General features: G+C 64.6%; 13 protein-coding genes. 7 read left to right on the top strand and 6 right to left on the bottom strand.

The window, feature by feature from the left end; translation table 11 throughout:
* Positions 1-96: 96 nt before the first annotated feature.
* Complete coding sequence (gene ffh, locus PPL01S_RS01950; RefSeq protein WP_008094479.1) at positions 97-1,473, bottom strand: signal recognition particle protein; 1,377 nt, start codon at positions 1,471-1,473, stop codon at positions 97-99.
* A gap of 263 nt (positions 1,474-1,736) precedes the next feature.
* Between ffh and PPL01S_RS01945 the strand changes: the two genes are divergently transcribed.
* From PPL01S_RS01945 to PPL01S_RS01935, 3 genes are all read left to right on the top strand, one after another.
* Positions 1,737-2,546: a cytochrome C assembly family protein gene (locus PPL01S_RS01945; RefSeq protein ID WP_028625201.1), complete on the top strand. Its 810-nt coding sequence runs from the start codon at positions 1,737-1,739 to the stop codon at positions 2,544-2,546.
* Between the two features lie 9 nt (positions 2,547-2,555).
* The gene (locus PPL01S_RS01940; RefSeq protein ID WP_016391461.1) at positions 2,556-3,761 is read left to right on the top strand and encodes a transporter associated domain-containing protein; all 1,206 of its coding nucleotides are present in this window, start codon (positions 2,556-2,558) and stop codon (positions 3,759-3,761) included.
* Between the two features lie 263 nt (positions 3,762-4,024).
* Positions 4,025-5,326, top strand: a complete 1,302-nt coding sequence (locus tag PPL01S_RS01935) for an MFS transporter (protein ID WP_028625200.1) — start codon at positions 4,025-4,027, stop codon at positions 5,324-5,326.
* A gap of 32 nt (positions 5,327-5,358) precedes the next feature.
* Here PPL01S_RS01935 and purT read toward each other — a convergent pair whose 3' ends face one another.
* The 5 genes from purT to PPL01S_RS01910 form a co-directional block, all read right to left on the bottom strand.
* Positions 5,359-6,540, bottom strand: a complete 1,182-nt coding sequence (purT, locus tag PPL01S_RS01930) for a formate-dependent phosphoribosylglycinamide formyltransferase (protein ID WP_016391463.1) — start codon at positions 6,538-6,540, stop codon at positions 5,359-5,361.
* A 75-nt stretch (positions 6,541-6,615) separates the two neighbouring features.
* Complete coding sequence (locus tag PPL01S_RS01925) at positions 6,616-7,083, bottom strand: 7-cyano-7-deazaguanine/7-aminomethyl-7-deazaguanine transporter (RefSeq protein ID WP_016391464.1); 468 nt, start codon at positions 7,081-7,083, stop codon at positions 6,616-6,618.
* A gap of 176 nt (positions 7,084-7,259) precedes the next feature.
* Positions 7,260-7,466 (bottom strand): DUF1289 domain-containing protein, encoded by a 207-nt coding sequence (locus tag PPL01S_RS01920; RefSeq protein WP_028625199.1) that lies wholly within the window; start codon positions 7,464-7,466, stop codon positions 7,260-7,262.
* Complete coding sequence (locus PPL01S_RS01915; protein WP_016392834.1) at positions 7,459-7,983, bottom strand: gamma carbonic anhydrase family protein; 525 nt, start codon at positions 7,981-7,983, stop codon at positions 7,459-7,461. The genes PPL01S_RS01920 and PPL01S_RS01915 overlap by 8 nt, the downstream gene beginning before the upstream one ends.
* A gap of 43 nt (positions 7,984-8,026) precedes the next feature.
* The gene (locus PPL01S_RS01910) at positions 8,027-8,626 is read right to left on the bottom strand and encodes a CoA pyrophosphatase (protein WP_008094467.1); all 600 of its coding nucleotides are present in this window, start codon (positions 8,624-8,626) and stop codon (positions 8,027-8,029) included.
* A 125-nt stretch (positions 8,627-8,751) separates the two neighbouring features.
* On the opposite strand from PPL01S_RS01910, the gene PPL01S_RS01905 reads away from it, so the two are divergent.
* From PPL01S_RS01905 to PPL01S_RS01890, 4 genes are all read left to right on the top strand, one after another.
* Positions 8,752-9,303 (top strand): NUDIX hydrolase, encoded by a 552-nt coding sequence (locus tag PPL01S_RS01905; protein ID WP_028625198.1) that lies wholly within the window; start codon positions 8,752-8,754, stop codon positions 9,301-9,303.
* A gap of 22 nt (positions 9,304-9,325) precedes the next feature.
* The gene (locus PPL01S_RS01900) at positions 9,326-9,880 is read left to right on the top strand and encodes a L,D-transpeptidase family protein (protein WP_016392832.1); all 555 of its coding nucleotides are present in this window, start codon (positions 9,326-9,328) and stop codon (positions 9,878-9,880) included.
* Positions 9,881-10,041: 161 nt separating this feature from the next.
* Entirely contained in the window at positions 10,042-11,709 is a 1,668-nt protein-coding gene (locus PPL01S_RS01895; RefSeq protein WP_028625197.1) for a ShlB/FhaC/HecB family hemolysin secretion/activation protein, read from the top strand.
* Between the two features lie 27 nt (positions 11,710-11,736).
* Positions 11,737-16,263 carry a hemagglutinin repeat-containing protein gene (locus PPL01S_RS01890; RefSeq protein ID WP_028625196.1) on the top strand — a complete coding sequence of 1,509 codons (4,527 nt, stop codon included), beginning with the start codon at positions 11,737-11,739 and terminating at the stop codon, positions 16,261-16,263.
* The last annotated feature ends 81 nt before the right edge of the window (positions 16,264-16,344 follow it).

Here is a 16,344-nt window from a genome sequence, read left to right as displayed (position 1 = left end):
ATTTGCCGGTTGTGCCGCAAATTGCGCGGCCGTTGCCCCGCCGCAGCGGGGGTTCTGAGGGTTCGCCCGATGACGGACGGCCCCTCGGAATAAGGGTTACAGCTTCGGCATGCCGCCGCCTGGCAGCATCCCGCCCAGGCCGCGCATCATCTTGGCCATGCCGCCTTTGGCAGAGAATTTCTTCATCATCTTCTGCATCTGCTTGTGCTGCTTGATCAGCCGGCCGATGTCCTGCACCTGGGTGCCGGAACCGAGGGCGATGCGGCGTTTGCGCGAACCGCTGATCAGGTCAGGGTCGCGACGCTCGGCCGGGGTCATGGAGTTGATGATCGCCTCCATCTGCTTGAACTGCTTTTCGGCCGCGCCCTGGGCATTGCCCATCTGTGACAGGTTGACCCCGCCGATGCTCGGCAGCTTGTCCATCAGGCCGCCGAGGCCGCCCATGTTCTTCATCTGTTGCAGCTGGTCGCGGAAGTCTTCGAGGTCGAAGCCCTTGCCCTTCTTGAGCTTCTTGGCCAGCTTGTCGGCCTTGGCCTTGTCGATGGTCTGCTCGGCCTGCTCGATCAGGCTGAGCACGTCGCCCATGCCGAGGATGCGCGAGGCGACACGGTCCGGGTGGAAGGGTTCGAGGGCTTCGGTCTTCTCGCCCATACCGATGAACTTGATCGGCTTGCCGGTGATGGCACGTACCGACAGCGCGGCACCGCCACGGGCGTCACCGTCGACCTTGGTCAGCACCACGCCGGTCAGCGGCAGGGCTTCGCCAAAGGCCTTGGCGGTGTTGGCGGCGTCCTGGCCGGTCATGGCATCGACCACGAACAGGGTCTCGATCGGCTTGACCGCGGCATGCAGCGCCTTGATCTCGGCCATCATGTCGGCATCGATGTGCAGGCGACCGGCGGTGTCGACGATGACCACGTCGATGAACTTGAGCTTGGCCTCGCGGATCGCCGCCTCGGCGATGGCGACGGGCTTCTGGCTGATGTCGGACGGGAAGAAGGTCACGCCGATGTCGTTGGCCAGGGTTTCCAGCTGCTTGATCGCCGCCGGGCGGTAGACGTCGGCCGACACCACCATCACGCTCTTCTTCTTGCGCTCCTTGAGGAAGCGCGCGAGCTTGCCGGCGGTGGTGGTCTTGCCCGCACCCTGCAAGCCGGCCATCAACACCACGGCCGGTGGCGCAGCGTTCAGCGCGAGGTCTTCGTTGGCCGCGCCCATCAGGCTTTCCAGCTCGGCCTGGACGATCTTCACGAACGCCTGGCCCGGGGTCAGGCTGCGCGACACTTCGGTGCCGACCGCACGTTCCTTGACGCTGTTGACGAAATCCTTGACCACCGGCAGGGCAACGTCGGCCTCGAGCAGGGCCATGCGCACTTCGCGCAACGTGTCCTTGATATTGTCTTCGGTCAGCTTGGCCTTGCCGGTGACATGGCGCAGCGTCTGTGACAGGCGGTCGGTCAGGTTTTCGAACATGGTGATCCTTTCAGGCCCAGTAAAAGCCGAGGTTTGTCAGGTGCCCGGGTGAAAATGCACACGCGCCGGGCACAGCAAGGCGGCGATTATAGCGAAGAGCGGCGGCGGCGCACACCTAGGCTTCCGAGCGGCAAGTTTCCAGCTGCAAGCCTCAAGGAAAAAGCAGCCCTCTCGCGCATCAGCCCTTGCTTGTAGCTTGCGGCTTCCAGCTTGCAGCTCACTATGCCAAACTCCGTCTCTTTAAGGCTCGCCAACCAGGACTTATGTTCTCCTCACCCAGCCTCATCCCCAACCTGATCGCCGCCGGCCTTTATATAGCCGCGACCATCTACCACGCGTTCAACCTGGCTCAGTCGAACAAGGCCGACAAACGGCTGCTTGTCCTGCTCGGCGCGCTCGCCGTGCTCGCCCAGGCCGGCGCACTGTTCTTCCAGCTGATCACCCCGCTGGGCCTGAGCCTGGATTTCTTCAGCGCTGCCAGCCTGATCGCCGTGGCAGTCATCGCCCTGACCCTGCTGGCCTGCCTGCGCATCCCGGTGGAGAACCTGCTGGTACTGCTGTTCCCGCTGGGTGCGGTGACCGCGCTGCTGGCCCAGTTCGCCCCGCCCGGCACGGTGCCGCTGATCGACGAAGAGCCGGGCATCCTCGCCCACATCCTGCTGTCGATCCTCGCCTACGGGCTGTTCACCATCGCCGTGTTCCAGTCGCTGCTGCTGCTGTTGCAGGACCACCAGTTGAAAAACAAGCACCCGTCGGGGCTGATCCGCAACTTCCCGCCCCTGCAAACCATGGAAAGCCTGCTGTTCGGTTTCCTGTGGGCCGGCTGGTGCCTGCTGTCGCTGTCGCTGATCTCCGGCTGGCTGTTCCTCGACAACCTGTTCGCCCAGCACCTGGTGCACAAGACCTTGCTGGCCTGCGTGGCCTGGGCGGTCTTCAGCGTGCTGCTGTGGGGGCGTACGCGCCTTGGCTGGCGGGGGCACAAGGCCATCCGCTGGACCCTGGCCGGTTTCTGCCTGCTGATGCTGGCCTACTTCGGCAGCAAGCTGGTTCGCGAATTCATCCTGCATATCTGACGGTCGCCCATGGACACCCTGCCGTACGCTCCGCTACTCGGCACTCTGGCACTGGCGCTGCTGTGGTCGGCGCTGTTCACTGCGGTGGATGCCGCCCGCGTGCAACTCAACGGCTCGCTGCGCAGCGGCGATGATGGGCAGCCGCCCCTTCCCGCCCAGGCACTGGTACTCTGCGCCAGCCTGGGCAAGCTGCTGGTCCTGGGCCTGGCTTGCCTGACAGGCCAGCGCTACAGCGGTGAGCATGGCTTCTGGCTGGCAGGCCTGGGGGCGACCCTGGCCCTGCTGATCCTCGCCGAATACCTGCCTCGTCGCCTGGCGCGGCGCAATCCGCAGGCATTCGTCAGCCTGGGCGCCAGCCTGCTCAGGCTGCCCCTGGCCTTGCTGCAGCCCCCGGCCTGCCTGCTCGATGGTTGCGCCAAACTGTTGCTGCGCCCGTTCCGCGTGCAGCCCACGGCCGTCGCCCTGCACCCGCAGGAGAATGACGACTTCGACGAGGACGACGAGCTCGAAGCGCCCCGCCACGGCTTGCTGGACGGCCTGCAGGCCCTGGACAAGATCACCGTCAACGACATCCTGGTGCCGCGCAACGAAGTCGACGGCATCAACCTGGACGAGCCGATCGAACACATCATCGAGCAGCTCATCGTCAGCCGTCACACACGCCTGCCGGTCTACCACAATGACATCAACCAGGTCGAAGCGATCCTCAACACCAAGCTCATCAGCCACCTGCTGCCCAGGGCCGAGCTGACCCTGGAATCGCTGCACAGCGCCTGCTACGAGCCCTACTTCGTGCCGGAAAGCACGCCCCTGCAGCTGCAGTTGCTGAACTTCCACAAACAGCAACGCCGCCTCGGCGTGGTGGTGGACGAATACGGTGAGGTGCAGGGCATCGTCACCCTGGAAGACATCCTGGAAGAGATCGTCGGCGAGTTCGAGGACGAGCAGAGCCTGGACAACCCCCACGTCCACCCCCAGCCCGACGGCACCTTCGTCATCGAAGGCACCGCCTCGTTGCGCGAAATCAACCGTACCCTCGGCTGGCACCTGCCCTGCGACGGCGGCCCGAAAACCCTCAATGGGCTGGTCACCGAAGCACTCGAAAGCATCCCGGAAAGCGCCGTTTGCCTGAAGATCGGCCGTTATCGCCTGGAAATCCTCGAAACAGAGGACAATTGCGCCAGCAAGGTACTGGTGTGGACCGTGACTCGCTAGCTATACTCGGGTCACGCTTACCCAGCCCCGCCGTCCCGCCTGCTACCCGCACTCGGCGCCACACGGCCAGTCCGCTCCACTGACACGCCCTGCGGTCCTGCTTCATCACCCCGAACAGTGCCCGCTCCCGCCCCTACCCGCCCTGGGCTATCGTCAGTCGCGCGACCACAACAATACGCTCCGGCGTCCGCGAACCCGTGCCTGCCTGGGTGCGCGCGGGCAAAGCCCATGGAGCACGACCAGACTGTCAGGGACCTACTCAAATGACCACCAGCAGCACTTATGACCAAGCGCCCACAGCGCCGGTCAACTCGCCCGCGCGGGTAGCCACCGCCAGCTTCATCGGCACCGCCATCGAGTTCTACGACTTCTACGTCTATGCCACCGCCGCCGCCCTGGTGATCGGCCCGGTGTTCTTCCCATCCGGGTCGGGCACCGCGCAAATGCTTGCAGCCTTCCTCACCTTCGGCATCGCCTTCCTCGCCCGCCCGCTGGGCTCGGCGCTGTTCGGCCATTTCGGCGACCGTATCGGGCGCAAGTCGACCCTGGTGGCCTCGTTGCTGCTGATGGGCGTGTCGACCACACTGATCGGTGTGCTGCCGGGCTACGACAGCATCGGCGTGTGGGCGCCCATCCTGCTCTGCCTGCTGCGCTTCGGCCAGGGCCTGGGCCTGGGTGGCGAATGGGGAGGCGCAGCACTGCTGGCCACCGAGAACGCACCGAAGGGCAAACGTGCCTGGTTCGGCATGTTCCCGCAGCTTGGCCCATCGATCGGCTTCCTGGCTGCCAACGGCCTGTTCCTGACCTTGGCCCTGATGCTCAGCGATGAACAGTTCCGTGCCTGGGGCTGGCGCATTCCCTTCCTGCTCAGCGCGGCGCTGGTGCTGGTTGGCCTGTACGTTCGCCTGAAACTGGAAGAAAGCCCGGTGTTCGCCAAGGCTGTAGCCCGTCATGAGCGGGTGAAGATGCCGGTGGTGGACCTGTTCGCCAAATACTGGATGCCGACCCTGCTGGGCGCCGCTGCGATGGTGGTGTGCTATGCGCTGTTCTACATCTCCACCGTGTTTTCGCTGAGCTACGGCGTGACCACCCTGGGTTACAGCCGCGAAACCTTCCTTGGCCTGTTGTGCTTCGCCGTGGTCTTCATGGCCCTGGCCACGCCGCTGTCGGCCTGGCTCAGCGACCGCTACGGGCGCAAGCCGGTGCTGATCGTCGGCGGCCTGCTGGCGGTGGCCTCGGGCTTTACCATGGAGCCACTGCTGACCTCGGAGTCGACCACGGGCGTGGCCCTGTTCCTGGCCATCGAGCTGTTCCTGATGGGGGTGACCTTTGCCCCGATGGGTGCGTTGCTGCCGGAGCTGTTCCCGACCCACGTGCGTTATACCGGTGCTTCAGCGGCCTATAACCTGGGCGGGATCGTCGGGGCTTCGGCGGCGCCGTTCTTCGCCCAGAAGCTGGTGAGCATGGGCGGGCTGAGCTGGGTGGGGGGGTATGTGTCGGTGGCGGCGGTGATCAGCCTGATTGCCGTGCTGTGCCTGAAAGAGACCCGCAACAACGAGCTGTGAGTGACAGGGGCCGCTGCGCGGCCCCTCTAGAGTCAGAACTCGACCTTGACCGCCTGCGAAGCCCGGGTCGCCTTGGCCCGCGCCGCTTCGACCGACTCGTCACGCGCCAGGCACACGCCCATGCGGCGGGTACCGTTGATTTCCGGCTTGCCGAACAGGCGAATGGCGGTGTCCGGCTCGCTCAACGCCGCCCCCAGGTTGGCGAAGCTGGTCTGCCGGGACTGCCCCTCAGGCAGGATCACCGCCGAGGCCGAAGGCCCGAACTGGCGCACCAGCGGAATCGGCAAGCCAAGAATGGCGCGGGCATGCAAGGCGAACTGCGACAGGTCCTGGGAGATCAGGGTAACCAGGCCGGTATCATGCGGCCGTGGCGATACCTCGCTGAACCACACCTGATCGCCCTTGACGAACAACTCCACACCGAACAGCCCGCGCCCGCCCAGCGCATCGGTGACGGCCTTGGCCACGCGCTGCGATTCAGCCAGGGCTTTCGCACTCATGGCCTGGGGTTGCCAGGATTCCTGGTAGTCGCCTTTTTCCTGACGGTGGCCGACCGGCTCCAGGTACGTGGTGCCGCCCACGTGGCGCACGGTCAGCAGGGTGATTTCGTAATCGAAATCGATGAACCCTTCGATGATCACCCGGCCTTTGCCAGCGCGACCACCCTCCTGGGCGTAATCCCAGGATTTCTGCAGGTCGGCATCGCTGCGCAACAGGCTCTGGCCCTTGCCCGACGAACTCATCACCGGTTTGACCACGCAGGGGTAGCCCAGGTCGGCAACGGCCTTGGCATAGTCTTCGAAGGTATCGGCGAAGTGGTAGGGCGAAGTCGGCAGGTCCAGCTCTTCGGCAGCCAGGCGGCGGATGCCTTCGCGGTTCATGGTCAGCTGGGTGGCGCGGGCGGTCGGCACGACGTTGAAGCCTTCGTTCTCCAGCTCGACCAGGGTGGCGGTGGCGATGGCCTCGATCTCAGGCACGATGAAATGCGGTTTTTCAGCTTCGATCACCGCCCGCAGGGCAACGCCATCGAGCATGTTGATCACATGGCTACGGTGCGCGACCTGCATCGCCGGGGCATTGGCGTAGCGGTCCACGGCGATCACCTCGACGCCCAGGCGCTGCAGCTCGATCACCACTTCCTTGCCCAGCTCGCCGCAGCCGCAGAGCAGTACTCGGGTCGCAGTAGGCGACAATGGGGTTCCGATACGGGTCATTTCAGGTCCTCGAAGCGTCCGGGGCCACACCAGGCTTGGCGCAGCCCGCTGAAAAAGGACCGGTATTCTACACCATCAGCCGGCGACGGCGGCCCGCCGGGCACGCAATGCCATGGCCACCCAGACGGCGGTCACACCAGCGAATTTCGAGGCCATGGCAGTGCCGATCACTGCCGGGGTCAGGGCGCCGATCATGCCGAAGAAGATGAACGTGTCGACCGGGATGCTCAGCGCCGAGCTCAGCCACAGGCGGTCGCGCAGCGGGCGGCGGGAGATGCTGAACACCAGCCAGTCGATCAGTTCGGAGACGAAGAATGCCGTGGCACTGGCCAGCGCGATGGCCGGCTCCGAGGTGACATACGACAGCACCAGGGCCATCAGCATGGCGATCAGCGCGCCATGGCCGTAGCGGGTCTGCACCATGTCGCGCAGGATGAACACCAGGCCGCCCCAGGCGGACCAGATCACATCCAGGTGCGGGGCGCTGGAAAAGGCGTAGTTGATCAGCACTACGCTGGCGATATAGGCGATGAGATAGAACATGGGCACTGACCGTCGGGCAAGCGGCACAGATTACTTGATTTTCAGGTCAATGGCAGCCAGGTGCATGACCTTGTGTTGTTGCGACTGGCCTCATCGCCGGCAAGCCGGCTCCCACAAGCTAATGAGTGGTGATCCCTGTGGGAGCCGGCTTGCCGGCGATAAGGCCGACACCGCACTCACTGCCCCATGATCAACCCGGCCGCCACCGCCCGCTCATGACATGATTTGAGCACCGCCCGGCGCTCGGTATTGTCCATCCGTCCCCAGCGGCCGATCTCCGCCACGGTGCGCTGGCACCCGGTGCAGACATCCTGCTCGTCCAGCGCACAGATGCTCACGCAAGGCGATGCTACCGGCCGCTCGACCGCAATCGCCTCACTCATCGTCGGCCACCAGTTCACGCGCATAACGCTCGGCATTGTGCACATAGTGCGCGGCGCTGGCCTCGAGCATGCGCTTCTGCTGCTCGGTCAGTTCGCGAACCACCTTGCCCGGTGACCCCATCACCAGCGAACCGTCGGGAATTTCCTTGCCTTCGGGAATCAGCGCATTGGCGCCGATGATGCAGTGCTTGCCGATGCGCGCGCCATTGAGGATCACCGCATTGATGCCGATCAGGCTGTAGTCGCCAATGCTGCAGCCATGCAGCATGGCGTTGTGGCCGATGGTCACGCCCTTGCCCAGGGTCAGCGGCGATCCCATGTCGGTGTGCATCACCGTACCGTCCTGGACATTGCTGTCCTCGCCGATGTCGATCAGCTCGTTGTCGCCACGCAGCACTGCGCCGAACCACACACTGGCGCGCGCCTGCAGGCGCACGCGGCCGATCAGCGTGGCATTCGGTGCGGCCCAGCTGGTGGAATGGCATTCGACCCGCAGGTCGCCCAGGCGGTATTTCATGTTCGCTCCTCAGGGAAAGTAACGGCGGCGGGGTGTGCCCCACTCAGATCTCTATGTAGCGCTCGGGGGGCTGGTGCAGGCTGATACCGGCGTCATACAGCAAATTGACCAGCTCGACGATCATGATCGCCGACAGCCCCCAGATCTTGTATTCGCCATAACGATAGCTGGGCACGTACCAGCTGCGACCCTGGTAATCGATACGGTGGGTGTGGTCACGCGGGTCCTGGCGGAAGAACTCCAGCGGCACACTGAACACGGCGGCGATCTCCGCATCATTGGCGTGATACTCGACGAAATCGGGGATCAACCCGACGAAGGGTGTCACCTTCAGGCCATGCAGGGAAATCAGCGGGCTGAGCGGCCCGATCACTTCCACCAGGCCAGGTGGCAGGCCGATCTCTTCTTCGGCTTCGCGCAAGGCGGTGAACACCAGGTCCGGGTCTTCCGGGTCGCGCCGCCCACCGGGGAAGGCCACTTCACCACCATGGGTCGACAGGCCCTTGGCACGCAGGGTCAAGACCAGCTCGGGCGCTTCGCTGCGGGTAATGGGCAAAAGGACCGCCGCCTCGGGGAACCGTCGGTCGGTTTCCAGCGAAGCCGGTTGGTGGTTGCTCATTCGGCGAAGTAGCTCGTCCAGCATTGCACACTCTCGTTTCCAAGGCCTGCCTTGCATGATGCACCAAAAGCCCCGCGGCACCCAACCCCCGCACGCTTGCGGCAGCCCCGCCTGGCGCGCCAAGATAGCGCCAACGAAAGGGAGACAGCATGAAATTCTGCAGCGCGTGCGGCCAGCCGGTCATTCAGCGGATCCCCGAGGGCGACAGCCGCCTGCGGTACGTCTGCGAACATTGCCAGACCATCCATTACCAGAACCCCAATATCGTCGCCGGGGTGCTGCCAACCTGGGGCAGCCAGGTGCTGCTGTGCCGCCGTGCGATCGAGCCTCGCCGCGGCTTCTGGACGCTGCCCGGCGGCTTCATGGAGAACGGCGAGACCCTGGACCAGGCCGCCCGTCGCGAAACCGTCGAAGAAGCCTGTGCCCGCGTCGGGTCGATGGCCCTCTACCAGTTGTTCGACTTGCCGCACATCAATCAGGTGCACGTGTTTTTCCGCGCCGAATTGACCGACCTTGACTTCGCCATCGGGGTCGAAAGCCTGGAAGTTCGACTTTTCGACGAACACGAGATCCCATGGGACCACCTGGCTTTCCGCACCGTCACACGCACACTAGAATGCTATTATCGCGACCGCATCGGGCAGCACTACCCCGTAGGCCATGAGTACCTGCCGCCGATGACCGTTTCGCCCTCCATATAAAAGCCTTCAGGGATACCGTTACATGCGTTGGTTGCTTGCCCTTTTCTGCCTTTGCGTTACGTCGGTGTCCCAGGCGGCCTTCACCGAGACCATCATTCGCAAGCCGCAACCGCCGGTACCCCTGCAAACGCAGTCGCAGGCCGCCATGCAGCCGCTGATCGACAAGGTGCTGGTGATCAAGTCCGAGCGCCGCCTGCAACTGATCAGCCGTGGCGAACCGCTGAAGACCTACCGTATTTCCCTGGGCAAGCAACCCAAGGGCGCCAAGGAGCGCGAGGGTGACAGGAAGACCCCGGAGGGGCTGTACTGGCTTGACTGGCGCAAGGAAAGCGACCGTTTCAACCTGTCCATGCACATCACCTACCCCAACATCACCGACGCCGCCCGCGCCACCCGCGAAGGCGTGAGCGCCGGCAGCATGATCATGATCCACGGCACGCCGATCAACGACGATTACCCCGAGTGGTATTTCCACACGCTCGACTGGACCGACGGCTGCATCGCCATGCGCAACCGCGACATGCAGGAGGTCTGGGACCTGGTGCGCGATGGCACATTGATCGAGATTCGGCCGTGACCATCTGTCGTTGCCGCTGTATTTGTAGGAAGCTTCCCACCTAAGTTGCACTCCCGTCCCACATCCAAGTAGGCACGGGACTGCATCCAGCCGGATCGGCAAATTCTTAGCATCCACGCAGACAAGTACGTCAAGTCGTACTGCATTTGCGGGGTGCCTCCATGCCGTTCCCATTGCGCCATTTCGGCGCCTGTTGCATCGCCGGCTGGCTGCACATGCCAGCCGCGCTGGCCGAAGACCCGGCCAGCCATCAACTGCGCGACCAGCAGCAGGTGCTGCGCCAGCTCGAGCACCAGCAACGACTGCAGCGCTGGCAACGCACGCCCTCGGCCGGCAGCGATGACGGCCCCGCTTCCACCCGTTCTGACGTAGGCCCCTGCCTGACCACCCGCGGTGTACGGCTGAGCGGCAACCAACGCCTGTCCACCCAGTCACTTGAACCCCTGTTGGCCAATCTGCTGCGCCCCTGCATGGCCATCAGCGATATCAATCGCCTGTTGAAGGCCATCACGCAACGCTATGTCGAGGCCGGTTACCCGGCCAGCCGTCCCTACCTGCTGCAACCTCCCCAGGCGGGCACACCACTCGATATCGTCATCCTCGAGGGCTTCGTGGAGTCGATCGAGCTGGGCACCGACCTGCCCCTTTCCCTGCATGGCGCATTCCCCGATCTGCTGGGGCAACCCTTGTATCTGCCCCAGCTCGAACAAGGGCTGGACCAGCTCAATCGCCTGCGCGCATACGAAGTGAGCGCCGATTTGCTGCCGGGAGAACTGCAAGGCGGCACACGGGTGCTGCTGCAAGGCACCCAGGTGGCCCGACGCTGGCACCTCGACAGCCGCCTGGACAACCGGGGCAGCGACCTGACCGGGCGCCATCGCATGAACCTTGGTATCGGCGTGGACAGCCCGTTCGGCCTCAACGGCGACCTGCGCCTGTCACTGGCAAAGCCGGTAGCCGATGCCCCGGGTCTTGGCCAAGGCATGACGTTCTACTACAACATCCCCCACGGCCCCTGGAGCTTCTCCCTCAACGCCAGCCAGTTGCGCTACGCCGCGCCCATCGCGCAAGGGCTCTATCGCGTCAGCGGCGACAGCAGCTACCTGGGCGTGAGTGCCGAACGCCTGCTATGGCGCAACCAGCACGGCATGCTCAGCGCCAGCACCCGGCTGGATCGCAAGCAGCTGACCAACCGCACCAACGGTGCCGTGGTGGCCATCCAGAGCCCGACCCTGAGCACCGTGGAAGCCGGCCTCAACCTGCTCTGGCTGGATGCCGGGCTGTGGAATGGCTACCTCGGCGTCGTCCAGGGCACCGCTTGGCTCGGCGCCGACCGCCCAAGCCAGCGCGCCGGCGCGCCGCGACCGGACTTTCGCAAGTACCGCGCCAGCCTGATGCACCTGCGCCAGGGCCCGGCACAGTGGCCATGGCGCTGGCAGAGCGAGCTGGCCCTGCAATACAGCCGGGACGTGCTGCCCGCCGTCGAGCAACTGCTGCTCAGCGACGACGCGGCCGTGCGCGGTTTTCGCCGGCACACCTACAGCGGCGCGAGCGCTGGCGTCTGGCGCAACAGCGTCAGCCAGGCGCTGCCAGCGACCTGGACCCACCCCCTGCAGATACGCCCCTTCCTGGGACTTGACCGCGGCTGGGTGCGCCTGGCTCGCAACCATTCGGTTCAGCGCCTGACCGGCATGGCGGCCGGCCTCGAACTGACCCTGCCGCACACCCGCCTGCGCCTGGACTACCAACGGGCCCTGCAGGCCAGCAACCGACCACGCCAGTCCCTGGAACCCGGTTTCTGGGTACTGGAGTGGGGCCTGACTTTCTGATTCACCCACAACAAAGAGAACGAGAAAATGCAGACACTCTCGCCGTTACCGTCTATCCGCCCCGATGCCCTGCGCTGGACCATCTTCCTCGCCTTGCTCGGTTCCAGCCACACACTGGCCCAGGTTGCCTTGCAGGCCACCAGCGGACCCGGTGGCACGCCGCTGATCAACAACGCCCACGGGGTACCGGTGATCGACATCGTCCCCCCCAATGCCAGCGGCCTGTCGCACAACCAGTTCCTCGACTACAACGTGGGCACCCCCGGCGTAGTGCTGAACAACGCCGTGCAGCCAGGGCAGTCGCAACTGGCCGGCGCGCTGGCCGCCAACCCGCAATTCCAGGGCCAGGCGGCCTCGACCATTCTCAATGAGGTGGTCAGCCGCAACGCGTCCTTGATCGAAGGCCCGCAGGAAATCTTCGGTCGCCCGGCCGACTACATCCTGGCCAACCCCAACGGCATCACCCTCAATGGTGGCAGCTTCATCAACACCACCCGCGCCGGATTTCTGGTCGGTACTCCCGAACTCCAGGATGAACAGTTGAAGCACCTCAACACGCTCAATGCCAGTGGCACCCTGCACGTGCTCGAAGGCGGCCAGCGCAATGCCGAAGGTGCACTCGACCTGATCGCGCCGAAGCTCGACAGCCAAGGCCTGCTCCAGGCCGCTCACGACCTGTCCGTGACCGCTGGTCGTAACCGCATCGGCTACCAGGACGGGCGGATCATCGAGCACCTGCCCGGCACAGCGTCGAGCATCGACGCCAACCTGTTCGGCGCCATGCGTGCCAGGCGCATTCGCGTGGTCAGTACCGCCGAAGGCGCTGGGGTTCGCGTGGGGCCGGTGTCGATCAAGGCTGACCAGGGCATCACCCTGCAGTCGGCAGGAGCGCTGCAGGTCATTGGCAAGGCCGACCATCCCGGTGAGCTGGTGACCGAGCGCGGCACATTGCTGCTCACGGCTGCCGATGACCTGACGCTGAAAGCCGTCGATGGCCGGGCCGAACGTATTGAGGTCAGGGCTGGCAAGAAGCTCACACTGGACGCCGACAGCCGCGAGCGCATCGACCGCGAGCGGGACAGCTGGAAGAAGAAGTTCCTGTTCGTCACCCGGGAGACCTACGAACGTGAACGCACCACCACCGAGCAGCAGCTGCGCGGCACCCGCTTGCAGGGCAGTGACAGCGTGTCGCTGCAGTCCGGCGCAGACATGCGCCTGATGGCGGCCGAGGTGGATGCAGGAGGCAACCTGACACTCGGCAGTGATGCCAATCTGGACATCACCGCAGGCACCAGTAGCCGGCGCAACGAAGAGCAGGTACGCCATCGCAAGGACTTGTGGCGCGGGGACACGGACACCGCACAGTACCACGAGTCGGCACAGCGCAGCACGCTGAATGCCGGGCACCTGACGGTCAAGGCGAAGGACACGCTCACTGTGCAAGGCAGCACGTTGCACAGCCGCAGCGACCTGGATGTCCAGGCAAGGAAGGTCGAGATCGGCACCACGGCCTTGCAGGAACGAGGCACTCGCCGCAACTACCGCGGCGACCTGGTATCCGGCACCTTCTTCGGCGACCGCAAGGGCGACGATAGCCAAGGCCATAGTCTGGTGGGAAGCAGCATCACTGGCGATGGCAAGCTGGACATGACCGCCGAACAGGTGAGCATCAAGGGCAGCACCGTGCATGGCAAGAAAGACTCGGTGCTCTTCAGCGAAAAAGGCGCCCTGGCGATCGAGGCGGATCATGCCAACACGACCGCCACCACCCGCGATAGCAGCAGCAAGTTGTTCGGCCTGATCGGGAACGATCACGAAAGCACCCGGAGCAACCAGCAGGTACTGGTCAGCGACGTCGGATCCTCCAGCAACTTGCGCCTGGCCAGTGCCGAAGAAATGCGCATTCGCGGCGCCAACGTCGAGGCAGGCGGGAATCTTCAGGTCGAAGCCAAAGGCGACCTGCTGATCGACAGCGCACAATCGGTTGATACCAGTGAGACCCGCAAGCAGCAACGCGGCTTCACCGCCAGCGCCAAGCAGACCCAGCAAGCCGAGGACGGCAAGCCCGAGTCCCGCCAGTACGTCGCCGGCGTGGCGTACGACGTCGTCACCACTGCCGACGAACAGCGCGAGGTTTCGCAGGTGGCCAGCGTGCTCAAAGGCGCATCGGTCGGCCTGAACAGCGGCGCGCACCTGCAAGTGAACGGCTCCAGGGTCCAGGCCAGTGCCGGCAACCTGGATGTACAGGCCGAACAGATATCCCTCGGCGCGACCCGCAACCAACGGCAAACGTCGACTCACTCCAGCCGCAGCGGTGGCGGCCTGACGGTGACTGGCGGCATCGATCGGGTGGGCAGCCTGTTCGAAGGCCATCACAACGTCCAAGAGGTCGTCGAACGAGACAGCAAGGTGCAACGCAGCGAGTTGCAGGCCAGTGGCGACCTGACGCTCGGTGCAGTCGAACTGGTTAACGAAGCTGCTCGGGTGAACGCCGGCAACACGCTCAAGGTGAGCGCCGAGCGCATCGACAACCGTGCCGCGCAGGATACCCATGAACGCGAGGAACTGAGCACGGGTTGGTCAGGCAGCCTCGGCGCCAGCGTGGAGTACCGCGACCTCACCCGACCGATCGAACGACTGGTCCAGGGCGAGGAAGCCGCGCGCTTCCAGCAAGCCTCGCCAGAAGATGCCATGGTCGCGCCCAGCATCGGCGCCGACATGACCGTCGACCACCTCAAGCGCCTGGAAAACCAGCGCCGTGGCTTTGCCCAGGTCAGCGAGCTGTCCGGGGCCGCGGTCGAAGTGAAAGCCAAGACCCTCGATGACCAGGGCACCGCCTGGCGCGCCAACGCCGGCAAATTACGCATCGAAGCCAATGAGCAGCGGATGCGCACCGCCGAAAACACCCAGGAGCATACCGTGCAGCGCCTGGCCTATGGCGGTGAGCTGCGCGTGGACACCAGCACCGGCGAGGATGTGAACGTACGCGGCTCTGGCAAGGGCGGTTCGCTGGACAAGCAGGACAGCGCCAGCACTGCGGTACCGGGAAGCCTCCATGGACAGCAAGGCATCCAGGTGCAGTTGGGCAGCGATGGGCGGTACGAGGCCAGTCGCATCGACGGGGGTGAAGGCGACGTGGTCATCGAGAGTGCCGGCACGCTGTCGCTTACCCAGGCCACCGACCACGCCCGGCAGATATCCCGACAGCTCGATGGCAACGCCTGGGCCAAGGTCGGCAACCGCCCAGGCAGTACTGGCATCGACGGGCGAGGCTATCTCGACCATGTCCGACAACAAGCCGCCCAGACCACGGCCCGGGTGGCGCAAATCGATACCAAAGGCCAAGTGCGCCTGGGCAGCGCTGGCGACATGCTGCTCGAAGGTACCCGCATTGGCTCGCGCGAAGCCAAGGTGGGCGATACCCTCGTGCACAGCGAAGGCAAGCTCCACATCAAAGCGGCAGGCGATACTCGGCAGGCCGATGGCGGCAGCCTTGGCGGTGGGCTGGAGTTGGCCGCGAAAGCCGGCAGTTCACAAGGCGGTGCCATCGGTGGCCACTTCAACCACGGCAAAAAAAACGAAAACGCTCGCCAGGCGGTCGACGCGCAGATCCACAGCACGAGCAAACTGACCCTTGGCAGCCGCGCCCGCGAAGACATCGCCGTGCACCTTGAAGGCCTGCAGGCCACCGCGCAGCAGATCGACGTCGACGCTGCCAGCGGCGGTGTGCTGATCGAAGCCTCGTCCAACGTCGAGCGGCGCGACAACCTCGACATCACTGCCGGCGCCGGCTTCAACCAATCCAAGGGCGCGACTGATACCCGCGGCCTGCATGGTCGGGCCCAGGTCGAGCTGGACAAGCGCGACAACCTCACATGGAATGCCGGCAAGCTGCGCGCCGAGCGGATCAAGCTGCAAAGCCGCGGTGACACCCGAATCGAAGGCATCAGCCTGGAAGCCGGGCGCATCGAGGGTGCAATCGATGGCGATCTGCGTATTGTCAGCCGCAAGGACAGCGTCGATACGCTGAGCGTCAAGGCTGACGCGCGACTCAGCCGGGAGAAAAATCCACAGGGCTACGTGAATGCGGCCAGCTCCCTTGCAGGGCCGCTGGGAGGCAAGGTGAGCGAAAAGGCAGGATCTGCCTTGAGCAAGGCAGACCCTGGCTTCTCGCCGACCTTGCGCCTTGATGTATCGCACGTGCAGCGCAACGGCGTAGCCCGGCAAACGGTGCTCAAAGGCAGTGAAGGCATTGACCTGAAGGTGGGTGGTGATGCTCATCTGGCAGGTGCGAGATTGCAGTCGGCCAAAGGCGCTGTCGCGCTCGATGCCAGTGCCACGACCAAGGAAACCTTGAGCGGCAACGACTACCGCCGGGATGTGTCGTTCGATGCATCCAATTCGCCGGTAGACCTGGGCACCGCCATTGCAGAAATGGCCAAAGGCAAAGGAGCGGCGGACGGGGAGAACGCGCTGGACCTCGGCCTGCTCCGCACCAGTGGCCACAGCCGCAGTGAGCAGTGGGTCTCGACCGTACAGGGCAAGGAGGACTGAGACACACCCTTTGCACCCGTGCGTGAAAAGCCCATTAACATTCCTGTAAAGGAATCATCATGTTTGCCCACTAAAGTCGCG

This window comes from Pseudomonas plecoglossicida NBRC 103162 = DSM 15088, assembly GCF_000730665.1.
Lineage (GTDB): Bacteria > Pseudomonadota > Gammaproteobacteria > Pseudomonadales > Pseudomonadaceae > Aquipseudomonas > Aquipseudomonas plecoglossicida.
Note: the sequence above shows the minus strand (reverse complement) of the source record. Positions and strands in the feature narration are given on the sequence as shown.

What these genes read in the sequence shown, in the direction of transcription:
- PPL01S_RS01940 (WP_016391461.1), top strand. Translation starts at nt 2,556, where the DNA reads ATGGACACCCTGCCGTACGCTCCGCTACTCGGCACTCTGGCACTGGCG.
- PPL01S_RS01920 (WP_028625199.1), bottom strand. Translation starts at nt 7,466, where the DNA reads ATGAGTGAGGCGATTGCGGTCGAGCGGCCGGTAGCATCGCCTTGCGTG.
- PPL01S_RS01890 (WP_028625196.1), top strand. Translation starts at nt 11,737, where the DNA reads ATGCAGACACTCTCGCCGTTACCGTCTATCCGCCCCGATGCCCTGCGC.
- PPL01S_RS01925 (WP_016391464.1), bottom strand. Translation starts at nt 7,083, where the DNA reads ATGTTCTATCTCATCGCCTATATCGCCAGCGTAGTGCTGATCAACTAC.
- PPL01S_RS01900 (WP_016392832.1), top strand. Translation starts at nt 9,326, where the DNA reads ATGCGTTGGTTGCTTGCCCTTTTCTGCCTTTGCGTTACGTCGGTGTCC.
- purT (WP_016391463.1), bottom strand. Translation starts at nt 6,540, where the DNA reads ATGACCCGTATCGGAACCCCATTGTCGCCTACTGCGACCCGAGTACTG.
- PPL01S_RS01895 (WP_028625197.1), top strand. Translation starts at nt 10,042, where the DNA reads ATGCCGTTCCCATTGCGCCATTTCGGCGCCTGTTGCATCGCCGGCTGG.
- PPL01S_RS01905 (WP_028625198.1), top strand. Translation starts at nt 8,752, where the DNA reads ATGAAATTCTGCAGCGCGTGCGGCCAGCCGGTCATTCAGCGGATCCCC.
- PPL01S_RS01945 (WP_028625201.1), top strand. Translation starts at nt 1,737, where the DNA reads ATGTTCTCCTCACCCAGCCTCATCCCCAACCTGATCGCCGCCGGCCTT.
- PPL01S_RS01910 (WP_008094467.1), bottom strand. Translation starts at nt 8,626, where the DNA reads ATGCTGGACGAGCTACTTCGCCGAATGAGCAACCACCAACCGGCTTCG.
- PPL01S_RS01915 (WP_016392834.1), bottom strand. Translation starts at nt 7,983, where the DNA reads ATGAAATACCGCCTGGGCGACCTGCGGGTCGAATGCCATTCCACCAGC.
- PPL01S_RS01935 (WP_028625200.1), top strand. Translation starts at nt 4,025, where the DNA reads ATGACCACCAGCAGCACTTATGACCAAGCGCCCACAGCGCCGGTCAAC.
- ffh (WP_008094479.1), bottom strand. Translation starts at nt 1,473, where the DNA reads ATGTTCGAAAACCTGACCGACCGCCTGTCACAGACGCTGCGCCATGTC.